General features: G+C 75.1%; 13 protein-coding genes. 9 read left to right on the top strand and 4 right to left on the bottom strand.

Annotation, left to right across the window (positions count from 1 at the left end; all coding sequences use genetic code 11):
- The first annotated feature begins 14 nt into the window (after positions 1-14).
- The 6 genes from ABD345_RS12440 (at position 15) to ABD345_RS12415 (ending at position 5,793) form a co-directional block, all read left to right on the top strand.
- Entirely contained in the window at positions 15-1,187 is a 1,173-nt protein-coding gene (locus ABD345_RS12440) for a sensor histidine kinase (protein WP_344552044.1), read from the top strand.
- A gap of 35 nt (positions 1,188-1,222) precedes the next feature.
- Positions 1,223-1,897, top strand: a complete 675-nt coding sequence (locus tag ABD345_RS12435) for a response regulator transcription factor (RefSeq protein WP_344552043.1) — start codon at positions 1,223-1,225, stop codon at positions 1,895-1,897.
- Positions 1,898-2,056: 159 nt separating this feature from the next.
- A complete protein-coding gene (locus ABD345_RS12430; RefSeq protein WP_344552042.1) occupies positions 2,057-2,596 on the top strand; it encodes a hypothetical protein in 540 nt (179 codons plus the stop codon).
- 49 nt (positions 2,597-2,645) lie between these two features.
- Positions 2,646-3,407 carry an SIR2 family NAD-dependent protein deacylase gene (locus ABD345_RS12425; RefSeq protein ID WP_344552041.1) on the top strand — a complete coding sequence of 254 codons (762 nt, stop codon included), beginning with the start codon at positions 2,646-2,648 and terminating at the stop codon, positions 3,405-3,407.
- 164 nt (positions 3,408-3,571) lie between these two features.
- Complete coding sequence (locus tag ABD345_RS12420; protein ID WP_344552040.1) at positions 3,572-4,783, top strand: cytochrome P450; 1,212 nt, start codon at positions 3,572-3,574, stop codon at positions 4,781-4,783.
- A 14-nt stretch (positions 4,784-4,797) separates the two neighbouring features.
- Positions 4,798-5,793 (top strand): ADP-ribosylglycohydrolase family protein, encoded by a 996-nt coding sequence (locus ABD345_RS12415; RefSeq protein ID WP_344552039.1) that lies wholly within the window; start codon positions 4,798-4,800, stop codon positions 5,791-5,793.
- A gap of 233 nt (positions 5,794-6,026) precedes the next feature.
- On the opposite strand, the gene ABD345_RS12410 is transcribed toward ABD345_RS12415, so the two are convergent.
- The 4 genes from ABD345_RS12410 to ABD345_RS12395 all read right to left on the bottom strand — a co-directional run bounded on the left by ABD345_RS12410 (position 6,027) and on the right by ABD345_RS12395 (position 11,024).
- Complete coding sequence (locus ABD345_RS12410; protein ID WP_344552038.1) at positions 6,027-7,046, bottom strand: ADP-ribosylglycohydrolase family protein; 1,020 nt, start codon at positions 7,044-7,046, stop codon at positions 6,027-6,029.
- A 31-nt stretch (positions 7,047-7,077) separates the two neighbouring features.
- Positions 7,078-8,376: a DUF2786 domain-containing protein gene (locus ABD345_RS12405; protein WP_344552037.1), complete on the bottom strand. Its 1,299-nt coding sequence runs from the start codon at positions 8,374-8,376 to the stop codon at positions 7,078-7,080.
- Between the two features lie 252 nt (positions 8,377-8,628).
- On the bottom strand, positions 8,629-10,248 hold the full coding sequence (locus ABD345_RS12400) for a transporter (RefSeq protein ID WP_344552036.1): 1,620 nt from the start codon (positions 10,246-10,248) through the stop codon (positions 8,629-8,631).
- Positions 10,245-11,024 carry an ABC transporter ATP-binding protein gene (locus ABD345_RS12395; RefSeq protein ID WP_344552035.1) on the bottom strand — a complete coding sequence of 260 codons (780 nt, stop codon included), beginning with the start codon at positions 11,022-11,024 and terminating at the stop codon, positions 10,245-10,247. The genes ABD345_RS12400 and ABD345_RS12395 overlap by 4 nt, the downstream gene beginning before the upstream one ends.
- A gap of 258 nt (positions 11,025-11,282) precedes the next feature.
- On the opposite strand from ABD345_RS12395, the gene ABD345_RS12390 reads away from it, so the two are divergent.
- The 3 genes from ABD345_RS12390 to rpsG all read left to right on the top strand — a co-directional run bounded on the left by ABD345_RS12390 (position 11,283) and on the right by rpsG (position 13,079).
- A complete protein-coding gene (locus ABD345_RS12390) occupies positions 11,283-11,894 on the top strand; it encodes a DUF1707 and DUF4190 domain-containing protein (protein ID WP_344552034.1) in 612 nt (203 codons plus the stop codon).
- Between the two features lie 340 nt (positions 11,895-12,234).
- Positions 12,235-12,606 (top strand): 30S ribosomal protein S12, encoded by a 372-nt coding sequence (gene rpsL / locus ABD345_RS12385; RefSeq protein WP_014144289.1) that lies wholly within the window; start codon positions 12,235-12,237, stop codon positions 12,604-12,606.
- Between the two features lie 2 nt (positions 12,607-12,608).
- Positions 12,609-13,079 (top strand): 30S ribosomal protein S7, encoded by a 471-nt coding sequence (gene rpsG / locus ABD345_RS12380; RefSeq protein WP_030457432.1) that lies wholly within the window; start codon positions 12,609-12,611, stop codon positions 13,077-13,079.
- Positions 13,080-13,087: the final 8 nt, after the last annotated feature.

The raw sequence follows: 13,087 nt of genomic DNA, 5'->3' as shown, positions 1-13,087 counted from the left end.
AGAGGATGCGCGGCATGGGGACGTGGGGCACGTGGACGGACGGGCTGCTGGCCCGGGGGCGGGCCCGGCCCCGGCTGGTGAACGGAGTGCTGGTGGCGCTGGCCGTCGGCGTCTCGCTGTGGGGGGTGTACACCGACCGGGTCGACGCCGAACGGCAGTGGTGGGCCTACGCGTTGGCGCTGGCCGGCTCGCTGCCGCTGTGGTGGCGGCAGCGGGCGCCGTGGGCGGTGCTGCTGGCCTGCGCGGCGCCTACCTCGCTGCTGTCGGTGGTCGCGCACTTCGCGATGCCGCAGATCCAGCTCGCCATGGCGATCGCCGTCTACACCGTCGCCGACCGCGGCCGGGACTGGCAGCGCGCCGCACTGCTGGCCTTCGCCGTGCTCGGCAACGTGCTGGGCACCCGGTCGTTCGGCGGCATGCTGTTCAGCCTGGTGGTGTCGGTCGGCAGCTTCGTGCTCGGCTCGCTGGTGCGGGAGCTGCGCCGGCTGGCGGGCGTCGAGGCCGAACGGGCCCGGCAGGCCGGGCTGCGGGCGGCCAGCGACGCCGCCCGGGCGGTCGCCGAGGAGCGGGCCAGGATCGCCCGCGAGATGCACGACATCCTCGCCCACGCGGTCTCCCTGATGGTGATCCAGGCCGAGGCCGGGCCGCTGGTGGTGCACCGCGAGCCCGAACGGGCGATCCGGGCCTTCGACGCCATCGCCGACTCCGGGCGCGACGCGATGGTCCAACTGCGGCGGGTGCTCGGCGTGCTGAAGGAGGACGGTGCGGCGCCCGCGCTCGCCCCGCAGCCCCGGCTGGCGGAGCTCGCCGGCGTCCTGCAGCGGGTCCGCGACTCCGGGGTGGCGGTGGACGCCGAGATCGAGGAGGCCGGGCCCGCCGAGGTGCAGGCCGCGGCCTTCCGGATCGTCCAGGAGGCGCTCACCAACGTGGTCAAGCACGCCGGGGCCCGGCACGTCACCGTCCGGGTCGCCGTCCGCGCAGGCGCCCGGCTGGCCGTCGAGGTCGCCGACGACGGCACCGGCCCGGCCCCCGTGCCGGTCGGCGCGGGCGTCGACGGGCGCTCCGGCGGGCGCGGCCTGCTCTCCATCCGGGAACGCGCCGCGGCCTGCGGCGGCAGCGCCGAGACCGGGCCGCGCGCCGACGGGACCGGCTACCGGGTGGCGGCCGTACTGCCGCTCGGCGGCTGAGCAGTTCGAGGCAGTTCATTGGAGGGGAACGAGAGTTGACCATACGAGTGGTGATCGCCGACGACCAGGAGCTGGTCCGGGCCGGGTTCGGCATGATCCTCGACGCGCAGCCCGACATCGAGGTGGTCGCCGAGGCCGGGGACGGACAGCAGGCCGTCGACGCCGTCCGCGCACACGCCCCCGACGTCCTGCTGCTGGACGTCCGGATGCCCGTGATGGACGGCCTGGAGGCGGCCCGCCGGGTCTGCGCCGGGCACCCCGCGTGCAAGGTGATCATGCTGACCACCTTCGACGTCGACGACTACGTCTTCGACGCGCTGTACGCCGGGGCCAGCGGCTTCCTGCTCAAGGACGTCCGCCGCGACGACCTCGCCCACGCCGTCCGGGTCGTCCACTCCGGCGAGGCGCTGCTCGCCCCGTCCGTCACCCGCCGGGTCATCGGCGAGGTCACCGCCCGCAAGGCGGCCGGCCCGCTGACCGTCTCCCGGCCGCTCGGCCGGCTGCTGGACTCGCTCACCGCCCGGGAGGTGGAGACCCTGCGGCTGGTCGCCCGGGGCATGTCCAACGCCGAGATCGCCGCCGAACTGGTGGTCAGCGAGCACACCGTGAAGACGCACGTCAGCAACCTGCTGCAGAAGCTCGGCCTGCGCGACCGCGTCCACGCCGTGGTGTTCGCCTACGAGGCGGGGGCCGTCACGGCGGGGGAGTAGCCGCTCCTCCGCACGGGGGACACCCGGATCTCACCGGCGCGGGGGAGGTGCCCGGCGGCCCGCGGCGGCAGAGTCGTGGGTGCCGGGAAGGGCACTCTCACAAGGGGGTTGGGACAGATGGTGACAGGGCGTCGGGCACTGGGATGGTCGGCCGGACTGATGGCGGTCTACGGAGCGGTGCGGCTGCTGCCGGGCTCCCGCGACGTGGGCCCCGGCTGGACGGTGGGGCACCTGGCGCTGTTCGCCGCGCTGGCCCTGCTGGGCATCGGCCTGGTCGAACTGTGGCGGCTGGGCGGCCGGGCCTCGCGGTGGGGCCGGGGCTGGCTGGCGGTGGGCTGGGCGGGCGTCGCCGCCGGACTGGCCCAGGCCGGCATCGACCTGTACGCGAACGCGGTCTCCGCCGACCGCGCCGCCCGCTCGGCGGTGTTCGACCGGGTCCAGGCCGTCCCCGGGGTGCGGCCGGTGGTGTACGACGTGGTGCCGATGCTGCTGTACGTCGGCCTGATCGCCCTGCTGGTCCGGCTGGCCCTGCGCCGCGCCGCGCCCTGGTGGAGCCCCGCCCTGGTGCTGCTGGGCACCCTGGCGATGGGCGCCTCGCTGGACTACCTGGCGGTCGGCGCGGTGCTGTACCTGGTCGCGTTCCTGCCGGTGCTGACCGACGGCCGCGGGCGGCCGCGGGCCGCGTCCGCCGGGGCGTGAGGGGTTAACCGGTGGCCGGGCGCCGAACGCGGCCCGTACGCTCCGGGGCATGACTGGGAGCACGGCCGGGAAGCGGCCGCTGGTGGCGGTGTTGACGGGGGCGGGCATCTCCACGGACTCGGGGATCCCCGACTACCGCGGCCCGCAGGGGCTCTGGCAGCGCGACCCGAGCGCGCAGGAACTGGTGACGATCGGCCCCTACCTGGCCGACCCCGAGGTGCGCCGCCGGGCCTGGCTGATGCGCCGGGACGCCGGAGCGATCGGCGCCGAACCCAACGCCGGCCACCGGGCGCTGGTCGAACTGGAACGGGCCGGCGTCCCGGTGCGGGTGCTCACCCAGAACGTCGACGGGCTGCACCAGGCCGCCGGACTCCCGGCCCGCAAGGTGATCGAACTGCACGGCAGCGCCACCGAGGTGCAGTGCACGGACTGCCGGGCGCCCGGCCCGATGGCGGCCGCCCTGGCCCGGCTCGCCGCGGGCGAGGACGATCCGGACTGCGAGCAGTGCGGCGGCGTGCTGCGGCCGCGCACCGTGATGTTCGGCGAGGCGCTGGACGAACGGGTGCTGGCCCAGGCGGACGCCGTCGCCAAGAACTGCCAGGTGTTCCTGGCGGTCGGCAGCTCGCTCCAGGTGCACCCGGCGGCGCTGCTGCCGCGGATCGCGCTGGAGCACGACGCGCGGCTGATCGTGGTCAACGGCGAGCCCACGCCCTGGGACTGGGCCGCGCACGAGGTGATCCGGACGCCGATCTCGCAGGCGCTCCCGGAACTGGTGGCCCGGCTGGTGGACGGCGACCTGTCGCGGGTCTGACCGGCGCTCCTCGGCTCGGCGCTGCCCGGCGCTCCCCGGCCCGGCGCTCCCCGGCCCGGCGCTGCCCGGCCCGGCGCTGCCCGGCCCGGCGCTGCCCGGCCCGGCGCTGCCCGGCTCGGCGGGCCGACGTAGCATGGCGGCCCGCCGAGCAGGGGAGCAGCCCAGTGACGACCGACGCCTTCGACCCCTGGTCGCCCGCCTTCGTGGCCCACCCCTACCCGGCCTACGCCGGGCTGCGCGAGCGGGCGCCCGTCCACTACCACCCGCCCACTGGCCAGTGGCTGGTCTCCCGGTACGCCGACGTCAACGCGCTGCTGCGGGACCGCCGGCTCGGCCGCACCCACACCCACCGCTTCACCCACCAGGAGTTCGGCCGCCCCGCGCCCGACCCGGCGCACGAACCGTTCCACACCCTCAACGACCACGGCCTGCTCGACCTGGAGGGCCCCGACCACACCCGGATCCGCCGCCTGGTCTCCAAGGCGTTCACCCCGCGGATGGTCGAGTCGCTGCGCCCCACCGTCCGGCGGCTGGCCGGCGAACTCGTCGACGGCCTGCTCGCCGACGGCGGCGGCGACCTGATCGCCCGGGTCGCCGAACCGCTGCCGGTCGCCGTGATCGCCGAGATGCTGGGCGTCCCCGAGTCCGACCGGCACCTGCTGCGTCCCTGGTCCGCCGACATCACCGGCATGTTCGAACTCCACCCCGGCCCGGAGACCGCCCGCCGCGCCGTCACCGCCAGCCTCGAATTCTCCGCCTACCTGCGGGAACTGATCCGCCGCCGTCGGGCCGAACCCGGCCCCGACCTGATCAGCGCCCTCGCCCGGGCCGCCGAGGACGGACAGGTGCTCAGCGAACAGGAGACGGTCTCCACCTGCGTCCTGCTGCTCAACGCCGGACACGAGGCCACCGTCAACACCACCGGCAACGGCTGGCTCGCCCTGTTCCGCAACCCCGGCGAACTCGCCCGCCTGCGCGGCGCGGTGGACGAACTGCTGCCCACCGCCGTCGAGGAACTCATGCGCTACGACACCCCGCTGCAGATGTTCGAACGCTGGGTGCTGGACGACGTCGAGGTGGCCGGCACGCACGTCCCGCGCGGCGCCGAGGTCGCCCTGCTGTTCGGCTCCGCCAACCGCGACCCCGACCGCTTCGCCGACCCCGACCGGCTCGACCTCGGCCGCACCGACAACCCGCACCTCAGCTTCGGCGCCGGAATCCACTTCTGCCTCGGCGCCCCGCTCGCCAGAATGGAACTCACCGAGTCCTACGGCGCACTGCTCCGCCGGGCCCCCGGGCTGACGCTGCTGCGCGAACCCGAGTGGCGCCCCGGCTACGTGATCCGCGGACTCGAACAGCTGCTGGTCGAGGTCTGAGAAGGGAGCGCGCGATGCGACGGGCGACGGGGGCGATGCTGGGACTGGCGATCGGCGACGCGCTGGGCAAGCGCACCGAGTTCCTGAACCTCGACGAGATCCGGCGGCTCAGCCCCGACTGGCGGCAGCTCCCGCTCCCGAAGAAGGCCAAGGTCACCGACGACACCCAGATGACCCTGGCCCTCGCCCGCGCCCTGCGCGACGCCCTCGCCGAGGGCCCGCTCGTCCCGCTGCGCCTCGAACTCCCGCTGCGCGCGGAGTTCGTGGACTGGTGGCGCTCCCCGGACAACGACCGCGCCCCCGGCATGACCTGCCTGCGCTCCTGCTTCCGGCTCTCCACCGGCCGGCCCTGGCAGGACGCCAGCGACCTCGGCTCCAAGGGCTGCGGCGCGAACATGCGGGTCGCCCCGCTCGGTCTGGTCCGCGAGCTGACCGACCGCCAGGTGGCCGGCGCCGCCCAGCTGCAGTCCGGCCTCACCCACGGCCACCCCACCGCGCTCGCCGCCAGCGAACTCACCGCCTTCACCGTCCGCTGGCTCGCCCAGGGCGCCGACCCCGCCGAACTCCCCGCCCGGCTGCGCGCCCACGCCCGCGAACAGCGCACCCGCTACGACGAGTTCTGGCTCGGCGACCTCGCCTCCCGGGACCACTTCGGCTCCCCGGAGGAGTTCATCGCCCGCGGCTGGGACGAGAGCCTGCACGCCCTCGACCGGCTCGACGCGGCGCTCGCGGCGGGGGACGTCGACGCCGACCCGTGCGAGCGCACCGGCGCCGGCTGGGTCGCCGAAGAAGCCTTCGCCAGCGCGCTGCTCTGCTTCCTGCTGTTCCCCGACGACCCGGTCGCCGCGGTCCGCCGCGCGGCGGTCTCCTCCGGCGACTCCGACTCCCTCGCCTGCCTGGCCGGAGCCTTCGCCGGCGCCCACCGCGGCGCGGACGCCTGGCCGCGGGACTGGGCCGACCGGATCGAGTACCGCAAGGAACTGCTCGCCTTCGGCGCGCTCTGGGACTGACAGCGGGAGCGAAATCAGGGGCTCACGAGTGCGCGCATTCAGGGGCTCGGGGAACGGCGAGGCCGTGGCTGCTGGCGGTTCACTGCCGTTGCGCGCATCAGCTATCGGTTCCCTTGAAGACACGCAGCAGCACGGACACTCCGATGGGCTCCGGCCGTCAGCAGCACGGCCCCGCCGTTCCCCGGGCCCCTGATTTCGCCTCCCGCCGTCCTTACCGAGCCCCTGGCGGGGGTCTAGCGCGGGTAGCGGGCGTCCAGGGTGGTGCGGTCGCCGTCGGCGAACGCGGTGACCAGGTCGTCGGCGACCTGGAGGATCACCTCGCGGCCCTCCACCAGCGCGCACCAGTCGGCGGGGAGGCCGTCGAGGCCGTACAGCGCGCCCACCAGGTTGCCGCACACCGCGCCGGTGGAGTCGCTGTCGCCCGAGTGGTTCACCGACAGCACCAGCGCCTCCCGGGCGTCCGCGCCGGCCAGGGCCGCGTACACGGCGACGGCCAGGCACTCCTCGGCGATCCAGCCGAGGCCGACCCGCTCCACCGCCTCCGCGCTGCCCGGGCCCTCCGCGGCGATCCGCAGCGCCCGGCGCAGGGCGTCGCCGGTCTCCCGGCCGAAGGGCTGCGCGTCGACCTGGGCGAGCACCGCGTCGAGCGCCGGGCGCAGCGGCGTCCCGGCCGCGACCCGGGCGATCAGGGCCGCGAAGGCGCCGGCCGCGAGGTAGCCGGTGGGGTGGCCGTGGGTCAGCTGCGCGGCCACGGCGGCCTGCTGGAACGCCTGCTGCGGGTCCAGCCCGACCAGGCCGAACGGTGCCGAGCGCATCACCGTGCCGCAGCCCTTGGAGTTCGGGTTCACCGGGCCGTCCTGGCCGAACGGGGCGGCGGGCCGGTAGTCGGTGGCCACGCCGGTGGTGCAGGCGTTGCCGGGGGCCCGCGAGGCGTACAGGAAGTCCTGGGCGGCCAGCCAGCCGTCCGGGTCGCGCAGCGGCTCCGGCAGCCGCTGGGTGAGGAACCAGCGCCGGTAGGCGGCGTGCAGGTCCTCCGGGCGGCCGCCGCGCAGCAGGCCCTCCGCGGTGAACAGGGTCATCTGGGTGTCGTCGGTGACCTGGCCGCCGCGGTCGGCGGCGGCCAGGTCGGTCAGCCCGGCCGGACCGTACTCGGCCCGGATCAGCTCCAGCCGCCGGAACTCGACCGGCCAGCCCAGGGCGTCGCCCACCGCCCCGCCGAGCAGCGAACCCCGTACCCGTGCGGTGAAGTCCATCGGTGTCCCCCCGTCCAGAGCTGACCTCGCGTCAGCGTTCGATCCGCTCCGAACCGCGGTGCAGGGAGGCCCGGTCGGCGGCGGCCCGGCCCTCGGCCCAGCCCTCGCCGTCGCTCACCCGCACCCGCTGCGACACGAGCTTGGGGAACATTCTTCCCACAGCGTCGTCGACGGCCTCCGCCCGGGCCGCCAGTACGGGCAGCAACCCGCCGTCCGGCACCACCGGAAGGGTCTGCGCGCCGTCCCCGGTGCCGTCGGTGCGCCCCGCAGCGGCGTCCTCGGCGGCCCGTTCGGTGGCCCGCTCGGTGGCGTCCGCCAGCCGCTCCCGGATCCGCGCCGCGTACGCGACCAGGAAGGACTGCCGGAACGCCTTGGTGCGGGCCGCGCCGTCCTTGTGCTTGCGGCTGCCCGCCCGGTGCATCGCCGAGGTCGCCTGCACCAGCAGCGAGGTGTAGAGCAGTTCGACCGCGTCCAGGTCGGCGTCGAAGCCGATCACCGTGCAGAACCCGAACTCCTTCGCCCACACCACCCGGCACCGGTTCGCCGCCGCCACCGCGTCCAGCAGCATCGTCTTCGGGCCCTCGTACGGGTTGTCCACGCCGATCCGGACCGCCGCCGGGTCGTCCGCGGCCCGGCCGCCGCCCGCCGCCAGCAGCGCCTCGTCGATCGAGTGCCGGGCCATCAGCTCCTGGGCCTTCGCGGTCAGCGCCTCCGCCTCGTCCGGGAACCCGGTGGACTCGGCCTTCGCCAGCAGCGCCCGGATCCGGCCCAGCATCCGCGGCTCGTCCGCCCGCGGCGCCCCCGTCCCCGCCCGGGGCGCGGTCCGGCCGGGCGCCGGGCCCACCGGCTGGACGGGCGGCAGCAGCGCCCAGGCCCGCAGCAGCTCCAGCGCCGCCGTGGCCAGCGCGAAGCGGTCCAGCCGGTGCCGGGCCGCGAACTCCGGCAGGTACGCCTCGTCGGACGGCCACCACGGGTGCGCGTCCAGCTCCCGCAACTGCTCCCGCCAGCGCCGGTCCAGCGCCGCCGCGGGGTACTGCCGGACCTCCGCCGCGATCAGGTCGGCCGCCAGCGCGACCTGCACCGGGCCCAGCTCCCGCCGGGCCACCCGCACCAGGTCGGCCGGCTGCCACCCGGCCGCCCAGCAGCGCGCCACCGAACGCTCCGCCGCCCCGAGCAGCGCCCGGCTCACCGCGGGCCACCGCTCCGCCGAGGCCGCCAGCAGCGAGGCGGCCCCGTCCACCACGTACTCCAGCCCCCCGGCCGGCGCGCCCGCCACCCGGGCCACCGCCTCCGCCACCAGCTCGTCCACGGGCTGATCGGTGCTGGTCACGGCGGTTCCTGCTTCCTGCGGGGGAGGGGAGGGGACGCCCTCCATGATGCCGGAGCCTGCCGAGCAGACGATCCGGGAGAAAACAGGGGCCCGGGGAACGGCGGGTCGATGCTGCTGACGGTCGGAGCCCATCGAAGTGTCCGTGCTGCTGCGTGTCCTTGAGAGAACCAGAAGCCGATGCGCGCTCCGGCAGTGCACCGTCAGCAGACTGGGCCTCGCCGTTCCCCGAGCCCCTGAGTGCGCGCTCTCCCTTCAGCGTTCGATCACCTTGGCGAGGATCTCCGGCGCCCGCTCGACCAGCCGCCCCGAGGCCAGCCGGATCCCCAGCAGCGCCAGGCCCGCCCCGTACAGCACGCCGACCGGCAGCACCGGCCAGGCCGGGTGGTGGCCCGGCAGGAGGAAGCCGAGCAGTGCGCCGAGCGGCAGGCAGAGCAGCGCCACGCCGATCATCGAGCCGAAGGCGCTCAGCATCACCGCGCCGTTCTGCCCGGGCGCCGCGTTGCGCATCGGGTTGCCGTCGGCGGGCAGCGCGTACGGCGCGTGCACGCTGATCACGCAGCCCAGGCCGACCGAGGTGCCGAGCACGGCCAGCGCCAGTCCGAGGGCCGGGGCCAGTCCGGTCCAGTCGCCGGTGAGGGCGGCCACCGGCGGGCCGAAGAGCAGCAGCACCGGGACCGCGTAGGCCAGGACCGCCAGCACCCGGCCGCGCAGTTCGTCCCGGGCGTCCCGGCGGGTGCCCAGGGTGGCGGCGATCATCCAGAAGCCGGAGCCGTCCATCCCGAACAGGTTGACCGACTGCAGGCCGAGCATCAGCCCGCCGATCGCGATCACGTACACGCTGCCCCAGCCCTGCACCACCGACAGCACCGAGAACACCGCCGTCATGCCGATGCCGGTGAACACCGCGGCCTTCGCCCGCGGCTCCCGCCAGGCGTAGCGCAGCTGCCGCTGGGCGACGGCGCCGACCCGGCCGGCCGGCAGCAGCCGCCACAGGCCCTCGGCCCGGGCCGAGGCGGCGGGCGAACGCTCCAGCAGGGTCGAGGAGTCGCCGCTCACCATCAGCTCTCGCAGGCTGCGCAGCCACCAGCGCAGCAGCCCCGCCAGCAGGCCGCCGGTCAGCAGCAGCTGTCCGGCCGCGAGCAGGTAGGCGCCCTCCCCGGCCGAGCGCACCGCGTCGATCGCCGCCACCGGCGGGACCCACCGCACCACCGAGGCGTACGGGTGCAGCACCGACAGGTCGACGCCCCGGCCCGAGCCGTTCAGCGAGCTCTGCAGGCCGAGGTTCCCGGCCTGCGCCAGCACCGCGAACAGCAGGCCGCCGAAGATCGCGAAGTCCTTGCCGCGCCGGCTGGACAGCATCCGGGCGTTGCCCGCGCCGACCGCCCGGATCAGCGTCACCAGGGTGAGCAGGGTCAGCGGCACCGCGAGCACCGCCACCGCCGCCGAGGCCGCGCCGCGTCCGGCCGCCACCGCCGCGCCGGTCAGCAGCAGCAGGTTGACCAGGGGCCCGGGCCCGACCAGCCCGCCCAGCAGGGTGCCGCGCAGCAGCGCGGACGGCCGCAGCGGCAGCATGGTCAGCCGGGTCGGGTCGGCGCTCTCGTCGCTGGAGAAGAAGAACAGCGGCATCGCCGCCCAGGCCACGGTCAGCCCGGCGACCAGCACCGCGGCGGCGTCGGCCGCCCCGTCCCGGCCGTGCAGCGCGACCATCCCGGCGGCCCCGCCCAGCCCGAACAGCAGCCCGACGAGCAGGCCGAGGACGTACCCCGCGGCCAGCCCGCGGCTGCGCCGCAGCCCGTTCCGCAGCAGCCGGACCTTGAGCGCGACGAGGGCCCGGACGACCGCCCGGTCCTCGGCGACGGCGGGAGCGCTCACCGGTTGCCCCCGCCCAGCCAGTCGAGCGCCGGCCCGTCGTCCGAGCGGACGCCGACCAGCCCGAGGAACGCCCGGTGCAGCGAGGTGCCGCCGCGCACCTGCTCGATCGGACCGGCGGCGACCACCCGGCCCGCGCTCACCACGGCGACCCAGTCGCACAGCGACTCCACCAGCTCCATCACGTGGCTGGAGAACACCACGGTCGAGCCGGAGCCGGCGTACCGGGTCAGCACCCCGCGGATGGTCTGCGCAGAGACCGGGTCGACGCCCTCGAACGGCTCGTCCAGGAACAGCACGTCCGGGTTGTGCAGCAGCGCGGCGGCCAGGCCGATCTTCTTGCGCATGCCGGTGGAGTAGTCGGCGACCAGCTTGTCCGCGGCGCCGCCCAGGTCGAGCACGGCCAGCAGCTCCTCGGCCCGCCGGTCGGTCTCCGGGCCGGCCAGGCCGCGCAGGCGCCCGTTGAAGCGCAGCAGTTCGCGCCCACTGAGCCGTTCGAACATCCGCAGGCCCTCGGGCAGGATGCCGATCCGGGCCTTCACCGCGACCGGGTCCCGCCAGACGTCCGCGCCGTGCACCAGGACGGTCCCCCGGTCGGGTCGCAGCAGGCCGGTGGCCATCGACAGGGTGGTGGTCTTGCCGGCCCCGTTCGGGCCGACCAGCCCGATGAACGAACCGGCGGGCAGGTCCAGGCTCAGCCCGGCGACGGCGGTCTGCTCGCCGAAGCGCTTCCACAGGTCGCGGATCGAGACGGCGGGCGGCGGGGTGGTCGCCTCCATGGCGGGTGCTCTCCTTGTCGGGCGGTCCGGACGGCCCCGGCGGTCCGGACGGCCCCGGTGGTCCGGGCGGGTCCGGTGGTCCGGGCGGGTCCGGACGGCGCGTTCCTATGATCGTTCCTTCACCCGGGCATCCCCCCTCCGGCGGCGCGCAACCCCTTCCCGGCGGCTCCGTCCCCCGCACCGGCAACTACCCGGCCCCTCCGTTCGTCCTGCATGCTGGGAGCGCACGCGCAGCGCGGGGAACGGGAGGTGGTTGCGGTGGCAGGGCAATGGGGGCCGCCGGCGCCGTACGGGCAGCAGCCCTGGCAGCCGGCAGCGACGCCGCAGTCCGCGATGCGGGCCGCCAACTCCGACCGCGACCGCACCATCGACGTGCTGAAGGCCGCCTTCGCGGAGGGCCGGCTGACCGCCGCCGAGTACGAGCAGCGGATGTCCGCCGCCCACCAGGCCGCCACCTACGGGCAGTTGGCCGCTCTGGTGGCCGACCTGCCGTCCGGCCCGATGGTGCAGCCCTTCGCCGCGCCCGCCCCGGTGGCGCAGCCCTTCGCCGCGCCGGTGGTGCCGCCGACCTTCATGCCGGCCTTCGTCCCGGCGCCGCCCGCCCGCAACAACGGCCTGGCGGTGGCCTCCCTGACGCTCGGGTGCCTGGCGCTGCCGGTGTCCGGCTTCGCCGCCGCCGTCGCCGGGCCGGCCGGCCTGGCCGCGCTCGGCCTCGCCGGCACCGCCGCGGTGGCCACCGGTCACCTGGCCCGGGCCCGGCTGCGCACCACCGGGGAGGACGGGGACGGCCTGGCGGTGTTCGGTCTGATCATGGGCTGGCTGTCGGTGACGCTCCTGCTGTTCCTCCTGATGGTCACGGCGGGGAGCTGATCCGGAGGCTCCGCGGGCCGCCGCGGCGGCCCGATCCCGTGCCGGGCCCGGAGGCGGACCCACCCGGGCGCGCCCCATTTGTTTTGACCGCCGCCTGTGCGCTAGGTACGCTCTGACCTTGTGCCTGGGGTGTGCCCGGGTCCTTGTGCGTGCCAGCAGATCGGCCGCCGCAGCGGAGACTCCACCCGCTCGGTGTGCGCCGTAGCCGCAGCGCAGCTCATGGGATTCCGCGATTCTTCCCCCGAAGAAGGCCAACACACCCGACCGCGTGGGTCGGAGGGTGCGGGCCATACCGCAGGTTAGTTCCACCAAGCCTTGGCACACAGAAAACGGAGAAACGGTGCCTACGATCCAGCAGCTGGTCCGAAAGGGCCGGCAGGACAAGGTCGAGAAGAACAAGACGCCCGCACTGAAGGGTTCGCCCCAGCGCCGCGGCGTCTGCACGCGTGTGTACACGACCACCCCGAAGAAGCCGAACTCGGCTCTCCGCAAGGTCGCCCGTGTGCGCCTCACCAGCGGGATCGAGGTCACCGCTTACATTCCGGGCGAGGGCCACAACCTGCAGGAGCACTCCATCGTGCTGGTCCGCGGTGGCCGTGTGAAGGACCTTCCTGGTGTCCGCTACAAGATCATCCGCGGCTCCCTCGACACCCAGGGTGTCAAGAACCGCAAGCAGGCCCGCAGCCGCTACGGCGCCAAGAAGGAGAAGTAAGAATGCCTCGTAAGGGCCCCGCCCCGAAGCGCCCGGTCATCATCGACCCGGTCTACGGCTCCCCCCTGGTGACCTCGCTGGTCAACAAGATCCTGCTGCACGGCAAGCGCTCCACCGCCGAGCGGATCGTCTACGGAGCCCTCGAGGGCGTCCGCGAGAAGACCGGCGCCGACCCGGTGGTCGCGCTCAAGCGCGCCCTGGAGAACGTCAAGCCGACCCTCGAGGTCAAGTCCCGCCGCGTCGGTGGCGCCACCTACCAGGTGCCGGTCGAGGTCCGCCCGGGCCGCGCCAACACCCTGGCGCTGCGCTGGCTGGTCGGTTACTCCCGCGCCCGTCGCGAGAAGACCATGACCGAGCGTCTGCTCAACGAGATCCTCGACGCCAGCAACGGTCTGGGCGCTTCCGTGAAGCGTCGCGAGGACACCCACAAGATGGCCGAGTCCAACAAGGCCTTCGCGCACTACCGCTGGTAGTCCGAACC

The sequence above is a fragment of the Kitasatospora saccharophila genome (genome assembly GCF_039529925.1).
GTDB classification, from domain to species: domain Bacteria; phylum Actinomycetota; class Actinomycetes; order Streptomycetales; family Streptomycetaceae; genus Kitasatospora; species Kitasatospora saccharophila.
This window is presented reverse-complemented; position numbering and strand designations above follow the sequence as displayed.

Bases quoted from the DNA above. Each gene is read 5' to 3' on its own strand.
- ABD345_RS12440 (WP_344552044.1), top strand. From the start codon at position 15: ATGGGGACGTGGGGCACGTGGACGGACGGGCTGCTGGCCCGGGGGCGG.
- ABD345_RS12430 (WP_344552042.1), top strand. From the start codon at position 2,057: ATGGCGGTCTACGGAGCGGTGCGGCTGCTGCCGGGCTCCCGCGACGTG.
- ABD345_RS12425 (WP_344552041.1), top strand. From the start codon at position 2,646: ATGACTGGGAGCACGGCCGGGAAGCGGCCGCTGGTGGCGGTGTTGACG.
- ABD345_RS12415 (WP_344552039.1), top strand. From the start codon at position 4,798: ATGCGACGGGCGACGGGGGCGATGCTGGGACTGGCGATCGGCGACGCG.
- ABD345_RS12410 (WP_344552038.1), bottom strand. From the start codon at position 7,046: ATGGACTTCACCGCACGGGTACGGGGTTCGCTGCTCGGCGGGGCGGTG.
- ABD345_RS12395 (WP_344552035.1), bottom strand. From the start codon at position 11,024: ATGGAGGCGACCACCCCGCCGCCCGCCGTCTCGATCCGCGACCTGTGG.
- rpsG (WP_030457432.1), top strand. From the start codon at position 12,609: ATGCCTCGTAAGGGCCCCGCCCCGAAGCGCCCGGTCATCATCGACCCG.